The 26,511-nt window shown below is 45.4% G+C and carries 23 protein-coding genes; 9 read left to right on the top strand and 14 right to left on the bottom strand.

All coding sequences use genetic code 11. The annotated features are described in order from the left end of the window. Window positions 1-119: 119 nt before the first annotated feature. The 3 genes from AB4351_RS00275 to rhtB all read right to left on the bottom strand — a co-directional run bounded on the left by AB4351_RS00275 (window position 120) and on the right by rhtB (window position 2,444). A complete protein-coding gene (locus tag AB4351_RS00275; RefSeq protein WP_017063763.1) occupies window positions 120-461 on the bottom strand; it encodes a metalloregulator ArsR/SmtB family transcription factor in 342 nt (113 codons plus the stop codon). A 99-nt stretch (window positions 462-560) separates the two neighbouring features. Further along, complete coding sequence (locus AB4351_RS00270; RefSeq protein WP_017061025.1) at window positions 561-1,781, bottom strand: EAL and HDOD domain-containing protein; 1,221 nt, start codon at window positions 1,779-1,781, stop codon at window positions 561-563. Between the two features lie 45 nt (window positions 1,782-1,826). Beyond that, window positions 1,827-2,444: a homoserine/homoserine lactone efflux protein gene (gene rhtB / locus AB4351_RS00265; RefSeq protein ID WP_017061024.1), complete on the bottom strand. Its 618-nt coding sequence runs from the start codon at window positions 2,442-2,444 to the stop codon at window positions 1,827-1,829. A gap of 81 nt (window positions 2,445-2,525) precedes the next feature. Between rhtB and AB4351_RS00260 the strand changes: the two genes are divergently transcribed. Continuing rightward, on the top strand, window positions 2,526-3,506 hold the full coding sequence (locus AB4351_RS00260) for an alpha/beta fold hydrolase (protein ID WP_017061023.1): 981 nt from the start codon (window positions 2,526-2,528) through the stop codon (window positions 3,504-3,506). Window positions 3,507-3,688: 182 nt separating this feature from the next. Further along, the gene (locus AB4351_RS00255; protein WP_017061022.1) at window positions 3,689-4,516 is read left to right on the top strand and encodes a Cof-type HAD-IIB family hydrolase; all 828 of its coding nucleotides are present in this window, start codon (window positions 3,689-3,691) and stop codon (window positions 4,514-4,516) included. An 87-nt stretch (window positions 4,517-4,603) separates the two neighbouring features. Here the strand turns inward: AB4351_RS00255 and AB4351_RS00250 are convergent, their stop codons facing one another. Continuing rightward, window positions 4,604-5,071, bottom strand: a complete 468-nt coding sequence (locus AB4351_RS00250) for an EVE domain-containing protein (RefSeq protein ID WP_017061021.1) — start codon at window positions 5,069-5,071, stop codon at window positions 4,604-4,606. 39 nt (window positions 5,072-5,110) lie between these two features. Between AB4351_RS00250 and AB4351_RS00245 the strand changes: the two genes are divergently transcribed. Next, window positions 5,111-6,655, top strand: a complete 1,545-nt coding sequence (locus AB4351_RS00245) for a COG3650 family protein (protein WP_372124722.1) — start codon at window positions 5,111-5,113, stop codon at window positions 6,653-6,655. Between the two features lie 2 nt (window positions 6,656-6,657). Beyond that, window positions 6,658-7,254 carry a tRNA-uridine aminocarboxypropyltransferase gene (locus AB4351_RS00240; protein ID WP_017061019.1) on the top strand — a complete coding sequence of 199 codons (597 nt, stop codon included), beginning with the start codon at window positions 6,658-6,660 and terminating at the stop codon, window positions 7,252-7,254. Between the two features lie 145 nt (window positions 7,255-7,399). On the opposite strand, the gene AB4351_RS00235 is transcribed toward AB4351_RS00240, so the two are convergent. The 8 genes from AB4351_RS00235 to lptM all read right to left on the bottom strand — a co-directional run bounded on the left by AB4351_RS00235 (window position 7,400) and on the right by lptM (window position 17,370). Then, the gene (locus AB4351_RS00235; RefSeq protein ID WP_372124720.1) at window positions 7,400-9,880 is read right to left on the bottom strand and encodes an EAL domain-containing protein; all 2,481 of its coding nucleotides are present in this window, start codon (window positions 9,878-9,880) and stop codon (window positions 7,400-7,402) included. A gap of 192 nt (window positions 9,881-10,072) precedes the next feature. Next, complete coding sequence (locus AB4351_RS00230) at window positions 10,073-12,571, bottom strand: EAL domain-containing protein (RefSeq protein WP_017061017.1); 2,499 nt, start codon at window positions 12,569-12,571, stop codon at window positions 10,073-10,075. A gap of 168 nt (window positions 12,572-12,739) precedes the next feature. Beyond that, on the bottom strand, window positions 12,740-13,456 hold the full coding sequence (gene yigB / locus AB4351_RS00225) for a 5-amino-6-(5-phospho-D-ribitylamino)uracil phosphatase YigB (protein WP_017068593.1): 717 nt from the start codon (window positions 13,454-13,456) through the stop codon (window positions 12,740-12,742). 15 nt (window positions 13,457-13,471) lie between these two features. After that, window positions 13,472-14,404 carry a tyrosine recombinase XerC gene (gene xerC / locus AB4351_RS00220; RefSeq protein ID WP_017061015.1) on the bottom strand — a complete coding sequence of 311 codons (933 nt, stop codon included), beginning with the start codon at window positions 14,402-14,404 and terminating at the stop codon, window positions 13,472-13,474. Further along, window positions 14,373-15,071, bottom strand: coding sequence for a DUF484 family protein (locus tag AB4351_RS00215; RefSeq protein WP_372124718.1), 699 nt, complete (start codon window positions 15,069-15,071; stop codon window positions 14,373-14,375). The genes xerC and AB4351_RS00215 overlap by 32 nt, the downstream gene beginning before the upstream one ends. A gap of 44 nt (window positions 15,072-15,115) precedes the next feature. Next, the gene (dapF, locus tag AB4351_RS00210; protein ID WP_017061013.1) at window positions 15,116-15,946 is read right to left on the bottom strand and encodes a diaminopimelate epimerase; all 831 of its coding nucleotides are present in this window, start codon (window positions 15,944-15,946) and stop codon (window positions 15,116-15,118) included. Between the two features lie 11 nt (window positions 15,947-15,957). After that, a complete protein-coding gene (gene lysA / locus AB4351_RS00205) occupies window positions 15,958-17,211 on the bottom strand; it encodes a diaminopimelate decarboxylase (protein WP_372124716.1) in 1,254 nt (417 codons plus the stop codon). A 42-nt stretch (window positions 17,212-17,253) separates the two neighbouring features. Continuing rightward, on the bottom strand, window positions 17,254-17,370 hold the full coding sequence (lptM, locus tag AB4351_RS22250) for an LPS translocon maturation chaperone LptM (protein WP_017063757.1): 117 nt from the start codon (window positions 17,368-17,370) through the stop codon (window positions 17,254-17,256). Window positions 17,371-17,445: 75 nt separating this feature from the next. Between lptM and cyaY the strand changes: the two genes are divergently transcribed. Next, window positions 17,446-17,760: an iron donor protein CyaY gene (gene cyaY / locus AB4351_RS00195; RefSeq protein ID WP_017061010.1), complete on the top strand. Its 315-nt coding sequence runs from the start codon at window positions 17,446-17,448 to the stop codon at window positions 17,758-17,760. A gap of 72 nt (window positions 17,761-17,832) precedes the next feature. On the opposite strand, the gene AB4351_RS00190 is transcribed toward cyaY, so the two are convergent. Next, complete coding sequence (locus AB4351_RS00190; protein ID WP_372124714.1) at window positions 17,833-20,361, bottom strand: class I adenylate cyclase; 2,529 nt, start codon at window positions 20,359-20,361, stop codon at window positions 17,833-17,835. A 344-nt stretch (window positions 20,362-20,705) separates the two neighbouring features. On the opposite strand from AB4351_RS00190, the gene hemC reads away from it, so the two are divergent. From hemC to AB4351_RS00170, 4 genes are read left to right on the top strand one after another with little or no spacing between them, the layout of a single operon-like run. Continuing rightward, window positions 20,706-21,644 (top strand): hydroxymethylbilane synthase, encoded by a 939-nt coding sequence (hemC, locus tag AB4351_RS00185; RefSeq protein WP_017061008.1) that lies wholly within the window; start codon window positions 20,706-20,708, stop codon window positions 21,642-21,644. 2 nt (window positions 21,645-21,646) lie between these two features. Next, a complete protein-coding gene (locus tag AB4351_RS00180) occupies window positions 21,647-22,375 on the top strand; it encodes a uroporphyrinogen-III synthase (protein WP_017061007.1) in 729 nt (242 codons plus the stop codon). A gap of 19 nt (window positions 22,376-22,394) precedes the next feature. Further along, window positions 22,395-23,621 (top strand): uroporphyrinogen-III C-methyltransferase, encoded by a 1,227-nt coding sequence (locus AB4351_RS00175; protein WP_017061006.1) that lies wholly within the window; start codon window positions 22,395-22,397, stop codon window positions 23,619-23,621. Further along, window positions 23,621-24,802, top strand: coding sequence for a heme biosynthesis protein HemY (locus AB4351_RS00170; RefSeq protein ID WP_372124712.1), 1,182 nt, complete (start codon window positions 23,621-23,623; stop codon window positions 24,800-24,802). Before AB4351_RS00175 ends, AB4351_RS00170 begins: the two co-directional genes overlap by 1 nt. A 716-nt stretch (window positions 24,803-25,518) precedes the next feature. Here the strand turns inward: AB4351_RS00170 and AB4351_RS00165 are convergent. After that, window positions 25,519-26,511 (bottom strand): IS630 family transposase gene (locus AB4351_RS00165; protein WP_372124710.1). Its coding sequence is split into 2 segments (ribosomal slippage), with 992 coding nucleotides annotated over them: window positions 25,519-26,094 and window positions 26,096-26,511; the frame shifts between segments, so codons are not numbered across the junction. This gene is flagged as partial in the annotation.

Raw genomic sequence — 26,511 nt, 5'->3', positions numbered from 1 at the left:
ACGTTCACTTACCGGAGCGCCGGCCGCCCTAATTACATAGAGCCACTATGCTCATAGGGATAAGTTCACTTGTCGCCTAGCTGCAACTACAACTATTTCGGCATTAAGTTTTAATGTATTTAAACGCAACATACTGGGCGTGAGTTCATCGACTCTAAGCGCTCAATATCTTGCTGGTATTCAGTTTTCAAACAGTTCGATGCAATAAGGTCGTCAATTAACTTTAGCATCCAACCTGGTAAATCTTGTGACAGGCGGTAAAACACCCACTGCCCCTGGCGAACATCAATCAAAACACCGTTTGAACGCAGCTGCGCAAGATGGCGTGAAACCTTTGGCTGACTTTCTTGCAATGCCTGAGTCAACTCACCAACCGATAAGCACTCATTGCGAACTATCAACATTAAGCAACGCACTCGCGTTTCATCGGACAGTAATTTAAAAAATTGGTGAGGAAGCATAAAAACATACTCATATATGGATATGCGCATATCTTAGATATAAAAAAACGCACGTCAAGGCGTGCGTTTCAATTGTCATAAAAGTTTAACGAAGAAATATCAGAGCTTGTTGGTCACGGTATGGCTCCAACGGCGCGCTTCAGTAAGCTCCGTTTTCACCTGATCCACGCTTAATCCTAAATCGGCGCAGTGCTCATCAATCTGTTGCCAATCGGCATGCTCAAAGCTCTCTTCAAGTGCGAGCAAGGTACCATATGGCCCTTCTCTACGTAATAGAGCAACCTTGATACTTTTACACAGCGGCAACTGCTCGACTAAGTTATCTAACGACAAGTCCAACAGAGCATCCAACAAGGAGAATAAGCCAATCATAAAGGCCTGTTCTCTATACCCTTCAAATGCCTGATAGCGAGACATACGCTGACAAAACTGAGCACGCTGTAGAGACAATCCATACAGCTCTTTAGGCTTTTTATCGGACACATAAGAGGCGACGGCTAACGAGACAAACATTTTCAGTTTCTCTTGACCTAGATATACCAAAGCCTGACGAAAAGAAGAGATGGTAACTTCAAGGCGCGGCGACATAGTATTCACAAAACGCAGCAGCTTATATGAGAGCGCCACATCTTTCGCGACAATGCTCTCCACCCGTTGAAAGTCCACATCGGGCTTACACACTTCTTGAAACAGCTCCATAGCAATCACTTGCTCAGGGCTAATGTATTTACTCTTGATGATTTCCGGTTTATTGAAAAAGTAACCTTGGAAAAACTTAAAGCCAGCCTCTTTGGCTTGCTGGAATTCTTGTTCGGTCTCAACGCGCTCCGCCAAAAAGCTAAACTTTTTCCCTTGATGCGCCCTAACCAAATCACACGCTTCATCCAAACCCATCTGCATAATATCGAGCTTTACGATATGCGTGTATTTAAGGAAACGTTCCCATTCTGGGGTCGAAGTAAAATCATCTAGGGCAATCATGTAACCCGCTTGGTAAAGGTCTTTAACCGCTTCCAACAATTCATCTGTTGGTTTACAGGTTTCCAGAATCTCTACCACCACCTTATCTTTCGGCAAACTTAAGGGCAGTCGACGAATCAAACTTTGATAAGGGAAGTTGATAAAGCAGCGTGAAGATGGAATAGAAGGGTTAAGACCAACAGACAAGAAGTTCTCAACAATCAGACGATACGTTGCTCGATTAGACTCAATATGCGCTGGGTACGCATTCTTTTCTCCATCGCGAAATAACAACTCATAGCCGAGTGTATTCCTCTTGCGATTTAAGATAGGTTGTCGAGCAACGTATGTAGCGGTCATTTCTTGATAACTCTGATTGGTTTAACTATAACTCAGTCGCTTAATCTAAGCTTTCGCGGCAGCTAGCAAAGCACCGCAGCCCATGAACATACCACCAAATATTTTATTTATCTTACCCATTATGCGATCAGAGCGAATAAAACGTCCCATTTGTGACGCTAATGAGGTGTAACCCAACATAACAACGCTATCAATGAATACTGTCGTCACACCTAGCACTAATAACTGAGGTGCTTGAGGTTGTGTAGGGTCAATAAACTGAGGAAACAAAGCCACCAAAAACACGATTGATTTCGGGTTAGTTAGGTTGATAAGCACAGCGTTTCTCAGCAGTTTGCCACTCGACAGAGTAGAGCTTTCTTCAGATGCTACTAGGCTCGAGCTATCACGCCACTTTTGAATACCTAACCAAAGTAAGTACACCACGCCGACCCACTTAATGATGGTGAACGCCAACGCAGACTTAGCAACGAGTGCACCGATACCCGCGCCCACCAGCATAATGTGAAACGCAAGACCAAGCTGTAAGCCAACAATTGATGCGAGTGACTTTTTAGTGCCATAGCTAAGCCCATTACTGATTGAGTTAACGGTACCCGAGCCCGGAGCCAAGCTAAACAAAATCGCTGTGACAACATAAGCAAGCCAAACATGAGTATCCATTTGCATTTCCTTACTAGTTCTTTAATCTAACAACATTAGTAGCAATAAAGCTCTCACACGCATCAGTTCAGGTAATTTCCCATGGAAAACCACAGCGAAGCCACCTTCCCTTACACTCAAGAACCTCAGTTCGATCATGCGATTAAACACCCGATCAACGCTCTTTGGCAACAAAGAAAAGAGGGGTTTTTAACATCGTCTGGTAAAAAGAAACTGTACTGGTGCAGCCTCACCTCAGAAAAGCACAGCAAAGCTATTGTGATTTCAAATGGCCGTATCGAATGCTGCCAAAAATACCAAGAAATCTTTTATGATTTTTATCAACAAGGCTATGACGTTTATTCATTTGACCACCAAGGTCAAGGCCAGTCTGAACGTATGGTAACAGACTCTGACATTGGTCACATTCATGAGTTTGATGATTATGAATCTGACATGTCTGACGTCATTGCCAGTTTTGATCTCAGTAAGTATTCCAATCGCTACCTGCTCGCACACTCAATGGGCAGCACCATAGCCACTCGCTACCTACAAACCCATCCAGACCACCCGTTTGATAAGGTGACTCTGTGCGCTCCGATGTTTGGTATCAATACCGAGTGGTACCTGAAACCTATCGCGATGATCGTTGGACAAGTGCTTACCGCTTTTTATGCCAAGCCAACTTACGCGCCGGGCCAGCAAGCATATTATTCGAAGCCTTTTGAAAACAACTTACTGAGCCACAGTAAGGTTCGCTATCAGTGGTTCCGCCGCTTATATGACGAGTCTCCATCTTTGCAGGTGGGTGGACCAAGCACGCGTTGGGTGTGGCAAGGGTTAATGGCCGCCAAGCAAGCAATTCAACAAACTCGTCAAATCAAGATCCCTCTGCTATTGATTCAAGCTGGGGATGAAAAGATTGTCAGTAACAGTGCTCAAGTAAAGTTCATCTCTAAGCTGAAGAAAACCAACTCTGATTGTCAGTTTAAGTTGATTGAGGGTTCTAGGCATGAGGTGTTGTTTGAGCAGGATGAATATCGCAATCAAACACTGGATGCGATCAATCAGTTTTTCGCCTAGAGCTAATAGGCTAAGCAACCTACCAAGAAAATAAGCGCTAAAGAGGAAGAGAAGTAAGTGAGCTTTGCCCTCTTTTCTTGCATGAATTTGGCATACAATTTCTACCTAGAGATATTGTAGTTAAAACGATTCTAGCGCTGGCTAGCGTCAATATTGGTTAAGCATTTTGCAATGAGGGTTAAATGAGTATTCCTGCACTAAAAGATTCCGTGAAAATTGTTGCTTCTGATTTAGATGGTACGCTTTTGGCTCCCAACCATCAGCTAAGCGACTTTACCAAGCTAACGCTTAAGAAATTACACGACCAAGGTTATACCTTCATCTTCGCTACGGGTCGTCACCACGTCGATGTGGCGGGTATTCGTCAGATAGCAGGTATTCCGGCGTACATGATCACTTCAAACGGTGCACGCGTGCATGACCAAAACGATCAACTGATGTATAGCCAGAACGTACCTCAGGAACTCGTTCAGCCAGTTATTGATATTGTGCGCCAAGATCCAAACCTCTTTATTCACATGTACCAGAATGAAGATTGGTTACTAGACCGTGAAGATGAAATGTTGGCTAAATTCCACAGTGAGTCTGGCTTTAGCTACAAGCGCTTTGAAGCTGAAAACGCACCAAGCGAAGGCATCGCGAAAGTCTTCTTCACACATCCAGAACAAGACCACGAATATCTCGTCACGTTTGAACAAAAGCTAAGAGATGCTTTTGGCGACAAACTGAACATCGCCTTCTCTACACCTTGGTGTCTGGAAGTGATGGCAGCTGAAGTCTCTAAAGGCCACGCTCTAGACGCTGTTGCAAAATCACTAAACCTGACTCTGGATAACTGTGTTGCCTTTGGTGATGGCATGAACGACGCTGAAATGCTGGCTATGGCGGGTAAAGGTCTAATCATGGGTACATCACATGAGAAAGTGATGAAAGCACTACCTGACAATGAAGTGATTGGCAGTAACGCAGACGATGCCGTTGCTCACTACCTAGAAAAGCATCTGCTCTAATCTCGCTCGTTGAACAGATCTGAATAAATAAAAAGGCAGCCAACTGGCTGCCTTTTTTGAACCTTACGTAAAAAGCTCTCTCTAACGCTATCGAGAACCTAACACTTCTTTGCTTAAGATTGCCTGCCACTCTTGTTCGGTAACCGGCATGATCGATAAGCGATTACCGCGTTTCACCAAGGGCATTTCGGAGAGTTCAGGCATGGCTTTAAGCGTAACCAAAGGAATCAAGCGCTCAGTCACTCGCACAAACTCGACATCCACCATGATCCAGCGTGGGTTATCGGGTGAAGACTTAGGATCGTAGTAATCACTCTCAGGGTCGAACTGAAAGTGGTCTGGGTAGGCTTCTCTGGTTACTTTAGCGATCCCCGCTACGCCAACTTTTTTACATGATGAGTGGTATATCATCACCAGATCGCCAAGCTTGACGTCATCACGCATCATGTTTCGAGCCTGATAGTTGCGTACACCCTCCCAACAAGAGGTTTTTTGTACTCTAAGAGTCTGAATAGAGAAGGTGTCGGGTTCTGTTTTAAATAACCAATATGCCATAATAAATCCAATTAACGGTTGCTCCGAGGAAGATATAACATGAAGGTAATGAAAAACCCAGTGACATGGCTAGTCGCGTTCGCTCTACAAGGCTGTGTTACGGCACCTGATACGCCGCAACAACCTGAACAGCCCCCAGCAAACTTGGATGAGCCACTGAGCATTCAACCGCAAACCTTCATCATGCGTGGTCAGGTGGTGGTTGGCCATGAAAGCCGAACCTTCACTCCTTGCGGTAGCCAACAACAATACTGGTTAGACTTATCTCCAGAGTTAGCGTTAGAAGCACAAGGGCTCTCAACGAGACCTTACCAAGCCTTATATGGCGAGCTGATTGGTCACCTAACCGTGCCGAGCCAAACGGGTTATAACGCAGATTTCACAGCGCGTTTCGTGGTTGACCAAGTGAACATCCTAACCGCAGAGAACCCAGATCGCTGCGTCCAACCGCTGCGCTCAACACGAGTATTTGGTAATGAACCCTTCTGGTCAGCAACCTTCGATAAAGACCAGCTGAAATACACCAAGATGGGCGAACAGCCACAGACCCTCGATATTGAATCAAGCCGCACCACATCGAGCAGCCGTGACTACCAATTAGAAGGTAAAGCTGCACAAGGCAAACTCAACCTTACGAAAGAGAGCTGTAGCGACGGCATGAGCGATTCTATCTATGGATGGCATGCCAAGCTTAACCTCAATGACAGTAACTACAATGGCTGTGCGACGGTCTCTAACCAAGATCCAACGCTGGACTGGAGCGGACTCTACTTCGCTAGCTCAACGCAAAACTCAGGGTTCTCTATCAACCTTGAACTCAACAATGACCACAGTGCTATCACGACTTATTCATACAGCAATGGAGACCCTTCTATTGTTGAACAAGGCTTCTGGCAGCAACTGAACCAAAATCAGGTACAAGTGGTTATGACTCGCCACCAGCAACAATATTTGATCTCCGAGCGCATCTTCACACTCGATAATGGCAAGCTAATCGCTGAAAAAGAGAAAGTGGGCAACGTGGTGTATCCGATTGCCAATGGCGGTCTGGTGCTATTCGAAGCTAAGAGTGCGCAAGCACAAGTAAACACCACCACTAACGTTGATCTAACCGCAAAGCAGGTGAACTCCAGCGATCAACTTGATCCAAAAGTCGACCAAGCGATCCGCGAATACTTTAAGATCAACAACAGCTCACCTGACGACACTAAATACCGCTGGTTAACCTACGACCTCAACGGCGACGGTAAAGAAGAGCTGTTCGCCCAACTCGATTGGTGTGGTTCTGGTGGCTGTACACTGCTAATTTTCGAAAACCATCAAGATAACTGGCGCTTCAATAGCCGAGTGACACTGGTTAAGGGCGACATACGCTTAGGTAAATCGCAAAACCACGGCTGGCAGGATCTGATCTTCAATGTCAGTGGCGGCGGTGCAACACCGGCGAAACACACACTTTCATACTCTGGTGTCAGCTACCCGCTAAACCCAAGTGTCGCTCCAGTTGCAGATGATGCTGATATCAGCGACGTGGTTTTGTTTGCTAATGGTATCTCACCCGCACAAAGTGGAGTTAAGTTGTAAACATGAGTAACCAACAAGCTTGCCATGGTTGTAGCTTCACTCACCAATGTATTTGTCACCTGATACCTAGTGTCGCAAGCCAAATCGATCTTGTATTGCTCACTCATGAGAATGAACTGTCACGCGATACCAATACAGGGAAGCTGCTTCAGCAATCCCTTGATCAGTGTCAGTCCATTGTATGGCAAAGGAAAACACCACCAGCGGAGCTCATCGCACTGCTTGACGATGAAACACGACAACCGTTTCTTTTATTCCCAAGTGATCAAAGTGTCGAGTGCCAGCAAGCTGTAATGACCCAAGCCCAGAGCCGTAAGCCGCTATTCATCATCTTGGATGGCACATGGCAAGAAGCGAAGAAGATGCTTAACAAGAGCTCGTGGTTACAAGCCGTTCCGCAAGTTCACCTCGATATTACCAGCGAATCTTCATACACCTTGCGCCGCAACCAAGACAGTGGCCACTTGTGTACTTGTGAAGTGGGTATTGAGTTACTCAAATCTTTAGGTGAAAGTGAATCTGCCAAGCTCATTGATGACTACTACCAGCATTATCTAAAAGTGTTCCACGCCGACAAGTGTGGCCACGCCCTCAAATAGACCAAGCAGGCGCGCGGGAAGGTAAAAACACATTTCAGGACGAGACAGACACTAAAAACAAAAAGGGTGAGCCATAAGCTCACCCTTTTTACATCGTATTTTCGTTATTGAGCCAACCAGTGTTTCACGTGAAACGCTCGCTCCATCAAAACAAACGCTGAGGTTGACCAAAGTAATACCCTTGCAAGTAATCGACCCCCATGTCTTCAGCAATACGGCACACCTGCTCATTATGAACGAACTCCGCCACCGTCTTAGCATTCAGAATCTGGCATAAGCTCACCAACTGCTGAGCGATCTTGCGCTGCTTTTTATCTTTATCAATATTGCGAATCAAACTGCCATCAAGCTTGATCACCTGTGGTTCTAGCTTCAATATCTCATCAATGTTCGAATAGCCCGAACCAAAGTCATCAACAATAATATTCACACCAAGATCGCGGAAGTGATTACACACCTCAATCAAGCGACCGTAATCCTGAATTTGTTCCGTTTCTAACACCTCCAAGCCAATACGCTGTGGGTGACTGATTTTCTTGATCGCTTGTTCAAGGTGAAGAATGGTTTTCTCATTGCTGAAATCTTGTGGCGCTAAATTAATTGAGAACGAATCGGTTCGCTGACTCATAAAATCGAAGGTGCGCGTTATCATCTGACGACTGAGGCGTGTATAGAGATGGGTTCCTTCAATGATTGGCAAGAACTTACCCGGTGCAATTAACTGACCGTCCTCTTCAATTCGAACCAAACACTCGTAGCTCTCTACCTGATGACTGTGTGCTGAAACTATGGGCTGAGAGCACGCCACAATATTCTGATTAAGCACCGCGCGACTCACGCACGACAGCCAACCAAGTTGCTCTTGGCGATGCTTCTCCAATTGAATGAGTGCCTTGGCGCTCACTAGGTGCTTGTTCTGGCTGACAGCGCTGCGCCTCGCATCAATCGCCTTCAACAATAAGTCATCAATAGAGGTAGTCGGGAAATCTCGACGGCTGGCGATACCCGCACAGATAGACACCGACAAGTAATCAATATCGGGTAAACCGGTAGGCTCAAAATTCACATGCTCGGTTTGATCGGCAAATTCCGAGAATCGCTGATGAATATGTTCTTGGCTCGCCCAACTATCAAACACCACCGCCCACTCACCAATACCGATACTGTAGAGCTGACAGCCCTCATCAAAGAACTGCCACAGCGCCTTTTGAAAGTACTCACTCAAATCATGCAGAAGCTTGTCACCTACTCGATAACCATACTTCTCATTGATCTGACCAAAGGTCGTGACCTTCAAAGCTAGTAAGTGGCTATCACTGCTCATCTTCGACAGTTTCTCACGCAGCACACTTCGATTGGGTAAACCTGTACGGTGATCAATTCGATAGCTTGCCGTCAATGCAGTGGCTTGCTGCTGAATCTTACTCGCCATGCTGTTGTTCATGTCATCGACATCAAGCAGTGCATTTCGGATCAATGAAAACAGAGGGGATATGTTGGTCGCGGGTTGCATCTCTAATGGCAATACCGCCTTACCCTCGCCTTCTCTAAGCGCAAGATAAGTGAGGCTATGGTGCAAGATTCGCTGTTGGCCATTCTCTTGATAAAGTTCTCCCATGCAGTAAACGCCATAGCTGTCGGCCAATTTTTGGAAAACCTCAACCTCTTGGTTGCCATCAATAAAGTCGATACGAGATGTACAGTTATAAATGAAGAACTGTTCTGGCCTATGAGAGGCGATCTGCTGCACGCCCAGTCGTATCTGCTCTAAGGTCAGTGATGGATGGTCATAACAAAACCGGACCTCATCGCCCACTTGGAACAGGCCGCTGAATTCTATCTCTCCACTTTCCGTTACCTTGAGCGGTAAGTGAATGTTTTGCTCTTTCGGGTCACCGACCATCAAGGGAAAGTTATGCAGTTGCTCAAAAGGCACTTCGAGGCCATCAGCGAGGTAACGATTGTAGAGTTCGCGAACAGGCATCCCATCCAGTTCCAACAACCGGTTCTCTTGAGCACCTGTCACTCGAAAAGTTCGACCAATCGGATTCCATTCAGTGTAGTAACCCTTAGCGATGGAGAGCTCAACACTGTGCAGCGCCAACATCACATAGGCATTTTCATAGCAAATGCCGTCTAACATCACCCATCGCCCATTATCTGTGATGGTCGATGCACCGCCACAGATCGGTAATGAATACATCGACTGCTCAAACGCTGAAAATAGATCTCGGTTATTTATCTGCAAGCGGTCTGCGAAACAGATGATGCTTTGAGTATTATCATTGCACTCAAGCTGTTGCCACATAGCGTGGCTATCGAGCAATGGTTGTTCGCTATATTCGACAACACCACAAGAGTAAGACGTCGCGTCAAAGCGGGTAACAATCAGATAAAGACCTTGGTGCAGGATGACACCTTGACTAATGTAGTGGTTAGCACTGCAACCAATCAATTTGGCATTGGGAAAAGTCGATTGAATCACTTGGCAGGCAGCCAAAACAGAACCTTTTTCGAAAGACGAAAACACCTGAATCAGTAGGCTTTCATGTTGATGAAAATCTATCTTTTCCAATTCATGTTGGGTTTGCTCAATGTCTTGTATCAGGAGAGAAGTCGACTGCATATTCACATTAATCGTTACGTTAATGATTTATTATTGTGCTTATTATAGATAAGGCTTGCACGGAATACTTGCGATCGCGTTATGAATAATGTGACCTTAGTTAGACATCATTCATTCCGCCAAAAAGCAGTCATTAATGGCGGCGCAGTACTTTTATAGCCAGTCGTTACACAATGCGGGAAGCTTTAACTGCTAAAACAGTCGCTTAGGCTCACCGAAGTAGTAACCCTGCAGATAATCGACACCCATTTGCTCTGCTATCTCACAAACCTGTTGGTTATGGACAAATTCAGCGACCGTTTTGGCATTGAACACTTGGCACAAACGAATCAACTGAGAGGCTATGTTTCTTTGTTTTTGATCTTTGTCGATATTACGAATCAAGCTACCGTCGAGCTTAATGATCTGTGGCTCAAGCTTAATGATTTCCTCGATGTTGGAGTAACCAGAGCCAAAGTCATCAACAATGATTCTCGCCCCGAGAGCACGGAAGTGATCACACACCTCAATCATGCGACCATAATCTTTAATCTGCTCAGACTCGAGAACCTCTAGGCCAAGTCGAGTGGGATCGTTCATAGCACTGATGGCGGTCTCGAGCACCTCAAGCGTCTTGTCGCTCAACAAATCTTGCGGGGATAGGTTGATAGAAAATGGGCTTTGCTTATCCGCCATATAACCTATGGTGTTCTTAATCATGTGTCGGCTGAGGCGAGTGTAAAGGTGCGTGTCGGCAATGATAGGTAAGAACTTACCTGGTGGCACAATGGTACCGTCTGACTCCATGATTCTGACCAAGCACTCTTGGCCAATCATTTCGTGCGTAACCGACTCCACAATCGGCTGGGAATAGGTGATGATGTTCTGATCTAGAATCGCACGACTTACACAACTCAACCAACCGAGTTGCTCTTTGCGGTCCTCTTCGCTCACCTGAATATCTTTGGCATTGGTGATGTGGGTATTGTTACGTACTCCATAGCGTCGAGCTTCGATCGCTTTCAATAAGATCTGGTCACCACTGTCGGTTAAGAAGTCACAACGACTAGCAAAGCCGCCACACAGAGAAACTGACAGGTAATCAATATCAGCCAAACCATATGGCTCAAAATTTATGTGTTCGATGTCATCGGCGAACTCAACGAAACCTTCTTTTATTTTCGTACTACCAACACTAGCATTGAAGATAATCGCCCACTCTCCAACACCAATACTGAATAGCTCTACCTTCACGCGAGGCTCTTTAACCACACGAAGCTGTAATCGCTCGATAAAGTGATTAGACAGATCGAGTAGCAGCTGATCCCCCACTTGATAACCATACTTCTCGTTAACCTGATGGAAGTTGGTTAGCTTTAAGGTCAGCAGATGTTCACTGAACAGAATCGTATTGAGGCGCTCTTTCAGTACGATACGGTTCGGCAAACCAGTACGCGAGTCAATGCGATAGCTTTCGGTTAAGCGACGCGCTTGTTGATGGAGTTTCTTTTCCATCTGAGTATTCATACTGTCGAGATCAGCGACTGCATTTCTGACTAGGTTAAGCAATGGCGACACGGTTGAGCCACACTGAAAGTCTTCGCAATGAAACTCTTTAATCTCGTCAGACTCGCGCATAGCGATATAAGTCAAGCTGTGGTGCAGTATCTCTTGGCGGTCTTCATTACGGTATAGCTCCCCCATGCAGTAGGCACCACATGTATTCACTATCCCTTCAAATGGCTTGAGCTCAAGTTTACTGTCGATAAATTCAAGTCGAGATACGCAGTTATAAATGATCACCGATTCAGGCTGATGCATGGCTAGCATCTCGGCACCGTGGTGCACCTTTTCTGCAGTGAGCGATGGGTGGTTATAACAAAACTGCGCCTCTTCACCGACATGCCAAGGGCTATCAAACTCAATACTGCCATCATCATTAATACGTAGCGGCGTCGAGATACCCTTCTTTCTGCCAAGTTCTCGATAAAGTGGAAAGCTCATCAGTTGACTAAAAGGAAGGTCTTTGCCATCCGCAAGGTAATGTTTGAATACTTCAATAGCCGGCTTGTCGTTCAATGCGTATAAGCGATTTCCGATTGCGTGTGTGACTCGTAGCTTCATCCCAATCGGGTTCCACTCAGAGTACGCGTCCGACCAAACCTTCAATCTTGGGTTAGTCAGAGCCACAGCAACACAGGCGTGCTGGTAGGTTTGCTCGTTATACATAACCCAACGGCCAAATTCATTCTCATGGCACAGTCCACCAGCTATCGGCAAGGCGTAAGGCAAATTTTCAAAAGCGCTATAAATAGGATAATCACGCCCTTCAACCTGATCGCACAAGCTGATGACCGTTTTGGTTTCTTCTGTAAGGCGCAGCTGAAAAGCTAAGTCTTGGCTGTCTTGATTTGGATTGCCGGAAAAAGGCTGGACCGCAGAGGTTAGATGGGTTTCGTTGAACTCACTGATGATGACTAAGGTGCATGCACTTTCAAGGCAATTATCACAGATAACATGACGAGCACTCTGGCCAATTAGCGTCGCATTATTTAAACGATTGAGGGCAACACCCGCGATTTGACGAGCTAGATCTGAAGATTGAGCTGAGAAAATTTGAATAAGGTACTGTTTGCTGTCACACCATTCTCGCTGATCAAATTGAGCTCTAAATAACGCCTCAGTATTTGCGAGAAATGTAAATGTTTGCATGCCAACCCTTGTTCAAAATCGAGTGAAGTAACAACCCGCAACCACTGCTATGACTGAAATGAATCGATAAAAAGTAGTCGCCAATTATCCTAGCCTAATCAGGCTTTTATAGGCGACTAATGTAACAATTCAATAGCATAAATGCGACACAATAAGCTTACCGAGCCATTAAATTAGTCGCATAAGATCGCTAAGTTGGTCTATTTCAACATCAGGGAGCACACTCGCCTTCGGGGAGCGGTATAAATTGGAACCAGTGTCATTAAACCAGCACGCTTGGAAGCCATTTTGCTTGGCTCCATAGACATCCGTTTTGAGGTGATCGCCAACATGAAGAATATTCTCAGCGTCACAACCTAGGTGTTGCTGAGCTTTTTCAAACATATCTGGATAGGGTTTTGCTCTGCCATCAGGGCCGGCTTTAAGGATTAATTGAAAGTACAGCCCTAAGCCAATTTTGTGTGGATCGACATTGCCATTGGTAATCGCAACCAGAGGAATACGTTGGCTAAGTTCAGTCATCACTCGATGCGTTTCTTGAGGGACATCGACTTGATTACGCAACCACAAGGCATGCTCAATGCCCTCTCGAGCCGCTTGCTCTGCTTGCTGCAGAGAGTAACCCAATTGCAGCAAACCACTCTTAATCTGAGTTTCACGCCACACGGTGACATCATGTTTCAAAGCTGGGTTTTCAGATGCGACTTGCTGCTTAATGCCCTGCCACTCTTCAAGCGATAAAGAAGCCGACACTGGGTGCTTTTGATAAAGCCACTGTGCCATCTCTTTCTCAACCTTCATGATCACAGGCCAGTTGTCATACAGGGTGTCATCCAAGTCAAAGGTCATGGCTTTGATGGGCTTTAACCCTCGATAAATTCGCATAGTAAACCCTTTAATCTAATCTTTATTCTTCTTACGAGCTCTCGGGTGAGCCTGATCATAAGCTTGTGCTAAGTGTTGGAAATCTAAGTGGGTATACACTTGGGTCGTCGAGATGTTTTCATGGCCAAGCAACTCTTGCACAGCACGAAGATTTTGGCTCGATTCCAGCACATGCGTTGCAAAGGAGTGACGCAGTTTATGCGGGCTGATGTGGCTCGCGACAGATTGCTTCTTGCCCCACTCTTCCATGCGCTTTTGCACGCTGCGGTGAGAGATACGAGTCCCGAGCTTAGAGACAAACAGCGCGGTTTCACCCGGTGAAGCCAATTCACCACGAACTTTGAGCCATTTATCGACCCACTCTTTAGCTAAACCAGAAAAAGGCGCTTTGCGTTCTTTGTCGCCTTTACCAATCACTCGGATTTCGCCTTGTCGACCCAACACATCTTTCAGATTGATGCCGACCAGTTCTGCCAGTCGTAATCCAGCACCATACATCACCTCCATCATCGCTCGATCACGAATCGACAATGGATCGTCCTCATTCACATCAAGCAGTTGACCCACTTCATCAACATCGAGGTTTTTAGGCAAAGGGCGTTGTTTGCGAGGTGCAGAGACACCTTTGGCTGGATTGGCGGTCATTTCGCCACGCAACACAAGGAAATCAAAGAAGCTGCGCAGTGACGATAAGCGCGTTGCAATGCTGCTCGCTTTCATTCCCTCACGCATGCCTTTACTGGCCAGTTGTCTGACCCACGCCGCATCGACTTGACCCCAATCCTTTAGCCCTAGAGTGACTAAATGACCGGCCATGGTTTCAAGTTGTTGTTTGTAATTACGTTGGGTGTGTAGGCTGAGTCCCTTCTCGCTTCGGAGATATTCATAGAAGCGAGAAAGTGGCTTTTGAAGGCTGTTAGGAAGAGGTATTTTGGGCTCTAGGCTCATTATTTATCTGCCAAGGTAAGGTGTCCGCCAAATGAGCGACAACGAGTGCTAAGTGGCGTAAAAAGAGCGTATCCATATGGGGTTGGAAATGTCCGCCATCTTCACTAGAAAAGGCGAGCAACCCCAATGGAGACTGCTTAGCAAGTGGTAGTATTACATAAGAGCCTAGCTCTGGAACTGGATAATCACCAAACAAATCGTGTCTGTCTGCCTTTCTCAAGCGCCCAAGATAAGCATCTTTACCGTTGAAGTGGTTAAGCGAAAACTTAGAGTAACCCTCAGCACTCAACTGATAAAAGCCAGATTGCGAAAGAATACGAACATGAGCCTTAAGCCCAAGATCTAACGCTTTTTGTTCAACGGCTTTTATCACCTGCATGAAGTCACTGCATTTCAGCACTTGCGCTTGCAGATCCATAAACTCATAGAAGGTTTTATCGTTATTTGCTGCCAACGACATCAAGCCAGTGATCTCTTCTTCAAGCTCTTCGATTCGATGACGTTGGCGTTTAAGCTGAACCTCAACCAGAGAAACAGCGCCCTGCTCAACGTTATTGATAGCAAGGCGATCAACCAAATCTTTTCGGTCTTGGAAAAAATCTGGGTTATCACGTAAATATTCCGCGACCACTTCTGCGGTGAGTGCGTCGGCTTCAACGTAAGACAAAACCTATCCTTTATTTTTATGAATATATTTGTTTTGGGTCGTTATTAGCAAGAAAGTTGACCATCAAACACATGCGTTGCAGGGCCGGTCATAAACAGAGGTTTACCCGGGCCTTGCCAGCTAATGTGTAAGTCACCGCCTGGTAGACGAACCTTCACATTCTCAGCCAGTAAGCCTTGAGTGATACCCACTGCAACTGCGCCACACGCTCCGCTGCCACATGCCTGAGTTTCACCCGCGCCGCGTTCGTAAACACGTAGACGAACTTCTTCACGGTTAACGACCTGCATAAAGCCAGCATTAACACGCTCAGGGAAACGTTCATGTGATTCAAGTAGTGGGCCTAAGGTGTCCACATCAGCCGTGTCGACGTCATCAACCACGGTAACCACATGTGGGTTACCCATGCTTACCGCACCACAGAATAAGGTGTGTACATCCGTTCTTAGGATATACGTCTTCTCTGGCTGCTTGGCCTTGAATGGAATCTTGCCGGGTTCGAACTCAGGAATGCCCATGTTCACCGTGATCAGGTCATTCTCTTCAATCTTGAGAACCATTTTACCTTTCTTGGTACTCACGTTGATGCTGTACTTATTCGTTAAGCCTTTCATGCGAACGAATCGTGCAAAACAACGTGCACCATTGCCACACTGCTCCACTTCACTGCCATCCGCATTGAATATGCGGTAATGGAAATCAGTTTCTGGATCATAGGGAGCCTCAACCACAAGTAGCTGATCAAAGCCCACACCAGTGTGACGATCCGCCAAACGACGGATCAAATCTGGAGAAAAGAAAATATTTTGAGTAATGCAGTCCACGACCATGAAATCATTGCCCAAACCATGCATTTTAGAAAAGTGGAAGTGCATAACGCTTAAAATTACTCCGGAAGAATGTTTTCAAGTTCCCACAGACTCGTAAGCTCTTCACGCTGACGAACCAAGTGAGTTTTATCGCCATCCACCATCACTTCAGCCGCACGCGAACGAGTGTTGTAGTTAGATGACATCGCGAAGCCATAAGCACCCGCTGAACGAACTGCTAGCAGATCACCTTCTTCAAGAACAAGGTCACGATCTTTACCTAGGAAATCGCCTGTCTCACAGATTGGGCCAACCAAATCGTAAGTCACAGCTTCACCCTGACGAGGGCTAACAGGAACAATATCCTGCCAAGCTTGATAAAGTGCTGGGCGCATTAGGTCGTTCATTGCTGCATCGATGATGGCAAAGTTCTTGTGCTCTGTTGGCTTGAGGAACTCGACTTTCGTTAATAATACACCAGCGTTAGCAGCAATCGCTCTTCCAGGCTCGAAAATCAGCTCTAGATCAGAATGATTGTCTAGGCGAGCCAATAAGGCTTTCGCGTAGTCAGAAGGCTGTGGTGGTAATTCATCACGATAAACCACACCCAAACCGCCACCGACATCAAGGTGTTTGATGTTGATACCGTTAGCACGTAGCTGGTCGATCAGCGCAAGCAGGCGATCGGTTGCATCGATGAAAGGTTCGATATCCGTTAACTGAGAACCAATGTGGCAATCAATACCATGGATAGACAAGTTATCGAGTGTTTTTGCAAACTCATAGACAGCAGGAGCACGGTCGAAAGCGATACCAAACTTGTTATCACGCAGACCAGTAGAGATATAAGGGTGAGTGTTCGCATCAACGTCTGGGTTGATACGCAGTGAAATCGGCGCTTTAACACCAAGCTCACCAGCTACTTTATTCAGTCGCTCTAGTTCTGGTTCAGACTCTACGTTGAAACACTTAATGTTCAACTCAAGCGCACGCTTCATTTCAGCGGCTGTTTTACCGACACCAGAGAATACAACTTTTGCTGGATCGCCACCGGCAGCAACCACACGCTCTAGCTCACCGCCAGAAACGATATCGAAGCCAGAGCCCAAACGAGCCAAAGTATTCAACACGCCAAGGTTTGAGTTAGCTTTAACGGCATAACACACCAAGTGCGGATGCTCACCAACCGATGAATCAAACGCATTCCAGTGGCGTTCTAATGTTGCACGAGAATATACATACAGCGGTGTACCATATTGCTCTGCTAGTTGTGAAAGTACGACGTCCTCAGCCCAAAGCTGGCCATCTTCCTGATAGTTGAAGTAATCCAAAGTTCTTATCCCTTATAAATAACGATTTCTGCGTGTTTTCACTTATTGTGATTGTTCGGTTTGCTGAACTTCATCAGGATCGTACAAAGGACCCGTTTGACCACAACCAGAAAGTCCAATAACGGACATCATAAATAGAGCAGCAATTAATTTTTTCATTTTGCATATCGTGATTATTAACTCAATGCCCCCTATAATCGCACCACACTCAGGAAAAGCAATAGGATAGAAAGGATGAACGAGACTGAATTTCATCAGCTGGTCGATATACAGATGCAAAACATCGAAGAAGCTATCGATGAATCAGAGGCAGATATTGATTACGAAGTGACTGGTAACGTGATGACGCTGGAGTTTGAGAACCGCAGCCAAATCATCATTAACCGCCAAGAACCAATGAAAGAAATCTGGTTAGCGTCTAAATCTGGTGGCTTTCACTTCAAGCTAGTTGACGACAAGTGGACATGTTCAAAGACGGGCATGGAGCTGTTTGAGATGGTTAAAGAAGAATGCGTGAAGCACGCAGGTGAAGCGATCGATTGGGTCTAATCATTTGTAAGCAAAACTAAAAAGGAGTGAATCAATCACTCCTTTTTTTAAAATCAATCGGGCTTAGTAAGACTAGATGTTAACTATCTTTGAGCTCCGAGAAGCTAAAGTTGCATCGTTACGATAAGGCACAACGTAAGAATTGCCTTCTTCAGGATGAACGATTTGGTAGTACTGAGGTAGGTTAAAGTTAATCAACTTAGACGACATCTTCGACTCATCTTTTACCGATGTGTAGAAAGAATTCACGCTCGCGATCATCTCATCTTTTTCACCGCTGTACTGGTGGTAGACCTCAACTTGGTTCGACTCGTCCAATACATAAATATTGAAGCCTTTGTCGGTATCTTCGAAAAAGAACTGAATCAAGCCCTCACTCGCAAAACCATCCACCACTTCTGGTAGCTGATACTCTTGCTCTTTATCGAGCATCAGTAAAGGTGAGCCTTTGAGCTTATTGGTTGAGATGCTACGGTAGAAATCGACCGAGTTTTCCAACATCTGTACCGACACACCACGACGTTCGAAGAACAGACCAAACATCTTATTAGCTAAACGAATAGCCTTAAAGCGGCGGCGCTTCTCGGGTTCAATCGGTTTCAATCGTAAATCGATACACTCAGCAAGCAGTTGATACACCATGTTACGCATCACACCACGCAGGTTTTTGCTGTAACAGAACACATCAACCGATTCTGGCGGTAAAGCATCTTGGTGCATTTTGCCAAGCACCGTCTTCAGCGCATCCAGCATTGCCGTATCACCTTGGAAATGCAGCGTACGTACTTCATGCCAAGAGTTACGATAAACTAAGTCGACACTGCCGACTAAGCTCTTACCTTCCTCACCAAAGCTGAAGATATCGGCGTTCTTGAGGTCCACTTTTAATGCACGACCACTTAATTCAGACGTCGGGTCATTTTCAAAGTTGATGAACATCGCTAGCTGGCTTATCTCACACGGGCTCGCCAGTGCTTGCATACTTGGGCGACGCTTACGCAAAGAAAACGTATTACGCAGGTCGCTCACCATTTGATAGAACTTATCGATATCGATGTGAGCGTCACGTACCACAGAGTGCAAACGTGTCGACTCGGTAATCAAGCCATTAAAAAACGACCATGCTACCAACTTACTCAAGTACTCATGGTGCTCTAGAGAAGGCTGACCAAGAATGCGGTGTGCAACCAGTGGCTGCTTATACAAGTACCAACCTGCTTTATTCGACTGACCCTGACGAACTTCGATGAAGCTCAAGTCGGGTTCATGCAGATCCGGAGAGATTTGTGGGTTCAGCAGTGTCACTTTACCTGGCAATACCTCAAACGCAGCGTAAAGCTTACGTGCCAAGATGCTGATATCTTGTGGACTGATTGCCGAAGTGATGTCGTTACGACGCGCAAATTGAATCAGATTACGATAGCTCAGCATCAAGGCATCAAGCAGTGCATGGTGCACCACTTTAACCTGCTCAACCTTCCAGTTACGGCGGTTATCGAGCTCAGCAATGGTTTCATGTCCCCAATTCCAAGATTTAGTCATCTCGGTTAAGGCTTCACGACGCCACGCAACGGAGCCAATGCCCACATCTCGTGACAACTTCTCGTGGGTCTTAAGATAAAAACAGCGCCTCACCAAGTCCAATCGAGTATGGTCGTTAATACGCTCTAGGTAGCGCGTTACCTTCTCAAGCATCAGATAGTAACTATCCATGCCATACAGATCCGGTTCATCCGCGAAGAAGCGACGCTTGGTATCAATACTCAGCAGTTGGGTGTTTGGGTATTCCCATGAATAGGCTTCTAACAGGATCGCCTTCAAAACCGATTTATACGGTGAGTCGATACTCTTATAGAGCTGCCACAGGTTTGAACCAAAGTACTCTTCAGCGGGAATGCGATTCAGCTTGCCGAAATCGATCCACTGCGAGCAATCAAGATAGCCATCCTGACACAAACCTTGAACATACTCGTCGTAACACTCTTCCATTTCTGGCGGAATGATTTGCCACAACAAACGCTGACCAGCCAAACGAACCGCAGAGCGATAAAACTCATCAAGCAATAATAAGTGCTGTGAAGAACCACAGTTATCGCCGGTCATCTCTTCTGAATGGTTCGAACGGAAACGCTCTTCATCCATCAAGAAGAAGTTCGCTTCTACTCCCAAGGTTTCAGCCCAATCGGTAATCAAGAGACACTTGTTGGTTAGGCTATCGCGAGAGGCGCCATCCATATCCGGGGAAACACACACCCAGATATCAAGATCACTTGAAGTGCTTTGACCAATAGAAGAAGTACTACCCATGGTGTACAAGCCAAGGATTGCTGGTTCATCCGTCTCGGTGAGTTTGCCACCCAGCGTTAATTCGGTATCAGAGACAAATTGCTTTTGGAATTCATTAAGCGTGAAGCTACGAATTCCAAAAGGAACTTGTTGGTCATAATAACCAGGCATCATCGGGTGATTGAAGTGAAGCAGTGCGGGAATAAGGTTGAATACTCGCTGGCCTTGCACATTCATCAACGCCAACGCACGATCAATGCGCTGCTGATTTAGATTGTCTAATCGTTGAATCAAAGTTTGAGTGTAAGCCTGCAAGGTAAGTCCTTGGTTTGAGGTTAAGTGCAGTTCTGTTTAGTTACTGAACGAAAGGAGCAACAAAACGTGATCAATTTAACACTTTTACCCTTAATGGTAAAGCAAAGTAACCCGTCATACTGGTCAATTCCTTGATGACAGAAAGTTAAACTCACGGCGCCGTAGTGTCCTCTTTATTGACTATTTCTAATAATAGCCCATGTTTCAAATGAGATACTAATCACACTATTTTGGTGAACTCATGAAAATCTCTCAGCTATCAAAGTATGGAATGATCAAACAGTAAGAATTCTCGCCTCATAATGGTAGGATTAGGCTATTACAGAACCTATATCGGAAACACCATGACAAATTCAGCACCAATCCGTATCGCGACCAGAAAAAGCCCTCTTGCCCTTTGGCAGGCATACTTTGTAAGGGATGCACTGCAAGCTGCTCACCCTGGTTTAGAGGTTGAGTTGGTAACTATGGTGACCAAAGGTGACATCATCCTAGACACTCCGCTTGCTAAAGTGGGTGGTAAAGGACTGTTCGTTAAAGAACTTGAAGTAGCCATGCTAGAAGGTCGTGCTGACCTAGCGGTTCACTCAATGAAAGATGTACCTGTCGACTTCCCTGAAGGTCTAGGTCTGGTAACAATTTGTGAGCGCGAAGATCCGCGTGACGCTTTCGTATCAAACACTTACAACAACATCGACGAACTCCCACAAGGTGCTGTCGTGGGTACGTGCAGTCTGCGTCGCCAATGCCAACTGTTAGAATACCGTCCAGATCTGATCATCAAAGAGCTGCGCGGCAACGTTGGTACTCGTCTAGGTAAACTCGATGATGGTCAATACGATGCGATCGTACTGGCTGCTGCAGGTCTTAAACGTCTAGAGCTAGAAGAGCGTATTCGTAGCTTCATCGAACCAGAGCAGTCTCTCCCTGCTGTTGGCCAAGGCGCTGTTGGTATTGAGTGTCGCCTTGATGACGAGCGTCTGATTAAACTCCTTGAACCACTTAATCATAAAGACACGGCTGATCGTGTACTGTGCGAACGTGCAATGAACCTTACCCTAGAAGGTGGCTGTCAGGTTCCTATCGGCAGCTACTCATTATTAGATGGCGAAAACATCTGGCTACGTGCATTAGTTGGTGAACCGGACGGTTCTAAGATGGTTCGTGGTGAGATCTCTGGCCCTCGCAAAGATGCAGAAGCACTTGGCGTGACTCTGGCAAATCAATTGCTGGATGATGGCGCGAGAGAAATCTTAACCAAGCTCTACGTTGACCAAGAATAATCATGACAGTGTTGGTGACTCGTCCCGGTTCAGAGGGACAATCGCTTTGCCAACAACTAGCGGATGAAGGGGTTCAAGCAATCCATCATCCGCTGATTCGTATCGTGGATAATCCCAACTCTGCGGATTTAAGCACCCAGCTTAATAACAGCGATATCATTATTGCAGTCAGTCACCACGCCGTGGCGGCTGCCCAAAGCATCCTTTCAAAAACCTCATCCATTTGGCCTACTTCGCCGCTTTATCTTGGCGTTGGTCAAAAAACTGCGCACGTTTTAAGCAAAGTCTGTAAACAAAAAGTAAACTATCCTCAAGTTAGTGATAGTGAACATCTTCTTAAACTTACTGAACTTAATGGCGTAGAAAATAAGTCCATTTTGATACTACGTGGCAATGGTGGGCGTGAGCTCATTAGGGATTCTCTACTCAATCGAGGTGCACAAGTCTCTTATTGTGAGACCTACCGTAGAGAATATATTCCTATTAGCGACCACAATACCTATCAAACATGGATAAACAAAAAAACGTCCAAAGTTGTCATCACTAGTCAGGAACAATTGGAGTATCTCTGCTCAATTACCCCTGATGAGTATTTGGCTTGGCTTTCAACAAGACATCTATTTGTCCCAAGCCAGCGCATTGTAGAACGAGCACAACAACTCGGCTTCTCGAATGTGACCAATACTCACAGTGCTACGAACCAAATATTACTGGCTGCTCTCCGGCCCTAGCTAGAAACAGGAAATAAGCATGACAAGCAAAAAAAATAATGAGCATATTGAACCTGAAAAGAAACAAGATACTCAGCCAGTAGTTGTTGAAAACGAAAAAGCTGACTCTACAGAGACAAAACAACCTGAACAGAAGCTTGATGCCTCTGCTTCAAATACCGCTAAAAATGAGCAGCCTCAAGCTGAGCATAAAGAGCAAATAGAGAAAGCAGAAAAGCAAGGTAAGCGCGGTGTCAAACTAGGCGCTATTGCGATCGCTATTTCAATTATCTTCAGTGGCGGTATCGCATTTCAAATGCAGCAAAAGAGCGCTGAATACTCGGCTCAAATAGCCGCTCTTCAAGCACAACTTCAAAATACCCAATCTGCGGTAAATAAAGACCTACAAACCATCAAGCAAGAGACTATCCAAGAAGCCTCACACGCGGTGGAGAAAACTCAGGTCGTGCAATCTCAACAGCAGAAGAGCATTCAAAGCCTGCAGTTAGCAGTGGCTGACGTGAAAGGTCGCCGCCCGAATGACTGGTTACTTGCCGAAGCCGATTACCTTGTGAAACTAGCAGGACGTAAACTGTTCCTCGAGCATGATGCCGTTAGCGCAACCAAGTTAATGGAAAGCGCCGATCAACGTATCGCAGCACTGAATGACCCGAGCTTAGTGTCACTGCGTCAATCAATGACCAATGACATTACCAAGCTTCGCACTATTCCTCTGATCGACCGTGACGGCTTAGTTCTGCGTATCACAAGCTTGCAACAGCAAGTCGATACACTGCCGCTTGCCAATGCGATTCTTCCGGAAGCTGCGGTTGTTGAGAAAAAAGCGGTATCGCAAGATATTAATGATTGGCAGAACAACCTGATGACGTCGATGAAAGACTTCTCAGAAAACTTCATCACATTCCGCAGTCGTGATGGCGAAGTTATCCCTCTACTATCACCAGAACAGCACTTCTACCTGCGTGAAAACATCAAAGGTAAATTAGAAACCGCGATTCGCGCCGTCTACAAAGAACAAGGTGAACTCTATAGCGCAGCTCTTAATACCGCTAGCGAGTGGTCGAAAGCTTATCTAAATCAAGATAACAACTCAGTGATTGAATTTGAGAAAGCGATTAAACAGCTAAGTGAACAGAACATCTCTGTGAAATACCCTGTAAAGCTTGAGTCTCAAAATGAGTTGTCAGATGTGATACGTGAGCGCCTACGTCGTGAAGTCACCGTTATGACCACGGAGGAAAAATAATGATTCGTTGGATTTTTCTTTTTCTCGTTCTAGGTGCTGGGTTAATTGTTGGTACTCAGTTCTCTGGTCAACAAGGCTACGTTCTGATCTCAATTGCGAATAAGACCATTGAGATGAGCGTGACAACACTGGTTATCTTCGTCATCGCTCTTCTAGCGGCTCTATTCGGCTTAGAGTACCTATTTAAAAAGCTTATGTACGCGAGCTCGACAACTTGGAATTGGTTCAGTGTTCGTAAATTGAAACGCTCTCGTCGTTATACCAATGAAGGCATCATCAAGCTGCTTGAAGGTGACTGGAAAGGCGCTGAGAAGAAGGTAACACGTTGGGCTAACCATCACGACATGCCTCTACTTTGTTATTTAGTCGCTTCTCAAGCGGCGCACGAACAAGGTAATACGAGTGAGCGTGATAAGTACATCGAGCTTGCTAGCCAACAGGACGACTCTCTACTGGCGGTTGAGCTAACTAAAGCTAAACAGCAAATCAGCGAGTCAAACTACGAAGCTGCATTCGATACACTTTCTACCCTAAAAGGCACATACCCTAATAACACTGCTGTACTTGGCCTGTTAAAAGCCACTTACTTGCAACTGAAGTTATGGCAGCCATTGCTAGAGTTAACGCCTAAATTAGTTAAGAACAAACTTCTAACAGCTGATGAGCAACGTGAATTAGAACAGAAAGCACAATGTGGATTACTTCATGATGTAGCTCAACAACAAGGTAGCGAAGGTTTAATCAGCCATTGGAACAAGCTTTCAAGAAAGCAGAAACAAAGTTCGCACCTTGTATCTTGCTTTGTGAAGCAACTGATCGCTCGCAAAGCTGACTCAGAAGCGTTCACAGTGATCAAAGAGAACATTGCGAAGAGTGGTTCAAATGAGCTCTACATGCTTTTACCTGAGCTTAACCTGGCCGATCACCACCCAATAGTAGTGATGTTAGAACGTGCTATCAGTAAGGATGATAGCAATGCTGAAGCGCATAGCGCATTAGCTCAATTCTACCTCAGAGAACAGAAATGGGCGGAAGCACAAAACCATTTTGAAAAGGCATTGGCACTTCGCTCAAACGTATCAGATTACGGATACCTATCTGACGCACTAGAGAAGCAAAACTTAACGAAAGCAGCTCACGAGGTTTCTCGTAAAGCGCTCGCTCTAGTTCAACCCGCTTAACTCTAAGCGACTCAAACTAAGCCGATGTCTAGCATCGGCTTTTTTGTATCTGCTATTTAACCCTAGATAACTTCTACAATAGCTATAAACCAAGCTCATCAAACACTTACCTGCCCAATACCAACTAACCATGAAATTGCTCAACTGGGCTTCTCAAACACACGGAGAACGACTTTAGTTGTGTCTGTACGTAGTTTTACCATTCTTATAAACAAGTCCTTATAAGAGGTTCGAGAGGAGTCATAGAGAAAAGTGATACCTTGAAGTTCAAGAACAAATGGAGATCAGCTTGAGAGAAGGCGCTTAAAGATATTTACCCGCAGACAGATGCCCACTTAAAGTCACGTTGAATTAACAATTAAATAGCCATCAACGTTCCAACTATAAACCGATATAACCGGGGAGTTCACGTAACTGCCTGTAGATTAATCTATTAAGTAGAGGGAGATAGCAAGAGTTACCGACCAACAAAACCTTGTTATTAGAAACGAGGCATCTTTATCAGCCAGTTCAAATTAGTAGGAGATAGAGCTCTCAAGACGCTCAGGAAAAGTTAATCAACGAACCAATAGCCACAAGTATAAACTTACGTAATCAAGCGCTGCTAGAGGGAGCAGAGCTTAATAATAAGTGTCGGAATATCAGAGCTCGTGATCAACGTAAAGCGCCTCTACAAACTCTGAGACGAATAATAAGACTCATACCAATCCGGAAAATTAACTGATCAGGTCAATCCAATCTCTTGTACACATTTTTGTGACGCGATCTTTGCACTCAAGAAATCCATTCCAAGCGCTACAGACCTTCGAAACAATATCGTTATAATCAATGAAGTTTTGGTTTGCTAGATAGTGTTGCCTTAACCAACTCCACACTTGCTCTATAGGGTTAAGCTCTGGTGAGTATGGCGGCAATTTGATAATACTGACATTATCAAATGGGTTAGCAATATCATCGGTATGCCATCCTGCGCCATCCATTATTACCACTGAATGACGGTCTTTTTCTGTGACTTTAGATATCTGCTCTAGATGGTTTATCATGATGTCTTTGTTAACCCAAGGGACGACCATTGCCTCACCAATCCCTCTCGATGGGCACACTGAGCCAAACAAATAAGCGTATTCAAATTGCTGCTGTTTTACTACGCGAGGTCTCGTTCCACGAGTAGCCCAAAGACGTGTTGTTGTGTTCTGCTGACCAAACCTAGCTTCGTCTTGAAACCAGACATCAACACTCTCTAGCCCAATATGGCCGGGGATCTTAAGGATCGTTTCGATTTGGAATTTTTTTAAAATCGTCTTGTATTTGCTGTGATTGTTTAGGGTGTTTGGAACGAGAAGTTATCCAAGAAAAACCCATGTGGTCGAGGAGATAATAGATGGAATTAGGGTGGTAGTGCTTGTCAAAGTGTTTAACGATGTAGTCATGTATATCGCTTCCAACAAGGCGGCCACCAGAAGGTGATTCAGCTTCTTTTTTTATGAAGGCACTGAGTTGAGCCCGCTGCTCATCGGTGAGGTATGCAGGCCTACCAGTCCGAGGTTTTTCTTGAAGTCCTTCTAGGCCTTCTTCAAAAAAAATCCGAACCCATTTATTGACACTGGTTCGACTGACTTTGAGAGATTTTGCAATTTGTGTACGAGAGAGGCCGTCTTTAAAGTGTGCGAGCGCAAGTAAACGCATCTTCATCTGAATGGTTTTTTGCT

Source organism: Vibrio sp. 10N.261.51.F11, assembly GCF_041471665.1.
Classification (GTDB): domain Bacteria; phylum Pseudomonadota; class Gammaproteobacteria; order Enterobacterales; family Vibrionaceae; genus Vibrio; species Vibrio crassostreae_C.
The sequence above is the reverse complement of the archived record's forward strand: the minus strand, read 5'-3'. Positions and strand labels throughout refer to the sequence as shown.

Bases quoted from the DNA above. Each gene is read 5' to 3' on its own strand.
- AB4351_RS00260 (WP_017061023.1), top strand. From the start codon at position 2,526: ATGGAAAACCACAGCGAAGCCACCTTCCCTTACACTCAAGAACCTCAG.
- AB4351_RS00235 (WP_372124720.1), bottom strand. From the start codon at position 9,880: ATGCAGTCGACTTCTCTCCTGATACAAGACATTGAGCAAACCCAACAT.
- AB4351_RS00255 (WP_017061022.1), top strand. From the start codon at position 3,689: ATGAGTATTCCTGCACTAAAAGATTCCGTGAAAATTGTTGCTTCTGAT.
- AB4351_RS00175 (WP_017061006.1), top strand. From the start codon at position 22,395: ATGACAAGCAAAAAAAATAATGAGCATATTGAACCTGAAAAGAAACAA.
- hemC (WP_017061008.1), top strand. From the start codon at position 20,706: ATGACAAATTCAGCACCAATCCGTATCGCGACCAGAAAAAGCCCTCTT.
- AB4351_RS00230 (WP_017061017.1), bottom strand. From the start codon at position 12,571: ATGCAAACATTTACATTTCTCGCAAATACTGAGGCGTTATTTAGAGCT.
- AB4351_RS00245 (WP_372124722.1), top strand. From the start codon at position 5,111: ATGAAGGTAATGAAAAACCCAGTGACATGGCTAGTCGCGTTCGCTCTA.
- AB4351_RS00275 (WP_017063763.1), bottom strand. From the start codon at position 461: ATGCTTCCTCACCAATTTTTTAAATTACTGTCCGATGAAACGCGAGTG.
- cyaY (WP_017061010.1), top strand. From the start codon at position 17,446: ATGAACGAGACTGAATTTCATCAGCTGGTCGATATACAGATGCAAAAC.
- AB4351_RS00170 (WP_372124712.1), top strand. From the start codon at position 23,621: ATGATTCGTTGGATTTTTCTTTTTCTCGTTCTAGGTGCTGGGTTAATT.
- AB4351_RS00250 (WP_017061021.1), bottom strand. From the start codon at position 5,071: ATGGCATATTGGTTATTTAAAACAGAACCCGACACCTTCTCTATTCAG.
- AB4351_RS00240 (WP_017061019.1), top strand. From the start codon at position 6,658: ATGAGTAACCAACAAGCTTGCCATGGTTGTAGCTTCACTCACCAATGT.
- rhtB (WP_017061024.1), bottom strand. From the start codon at position 2,444: ATGGATACTCATGTTTGGCTTGCTTATGTTGTCACAGCGATTTTGTTT.
- AB4351_RS00180 (WP_017061007.1), top strand. From the start codon at position 21,647: ATGACAGTGTTGGTGACTCGTCCCGGTTCAGAGGGACAATCGCTTTGC.
- dapF (WP_017061013.1), bottom strand. From the start codon at position 15,946: ATGCACTTCCACTTTTCTAAAATGCATGGTTTGGGCAATGATTTCATG.
- lptM (WP_017063757.1), bottom strand. From the start codon at position 17,370: ATGAAAAAATTAATTGCTGCTCTATTTATGATGTCCGTTATTGGACTT.
- xerC (WP_017061015.1), bottom strand. From the start codon at position 14,404: ATGAGCCTAGAGCCCAAAATACCTCTTCCTAACAGCCTTCAAAAGCCA.
- yigB (WP_017068593.1), bottom strand. From the start codon at position 13,456: ATGCGAATTTATCGAGGGTTAAAGCCCATCAAAGCCATGACCTTTGAC.
- AB4351_RS00270 (WP_017061025.1), bottom strand. From the start codon at position 1,781: ATGACCGCTACATACGTTGCTCGACAACCTATCTTAAATCGCAAGAGG.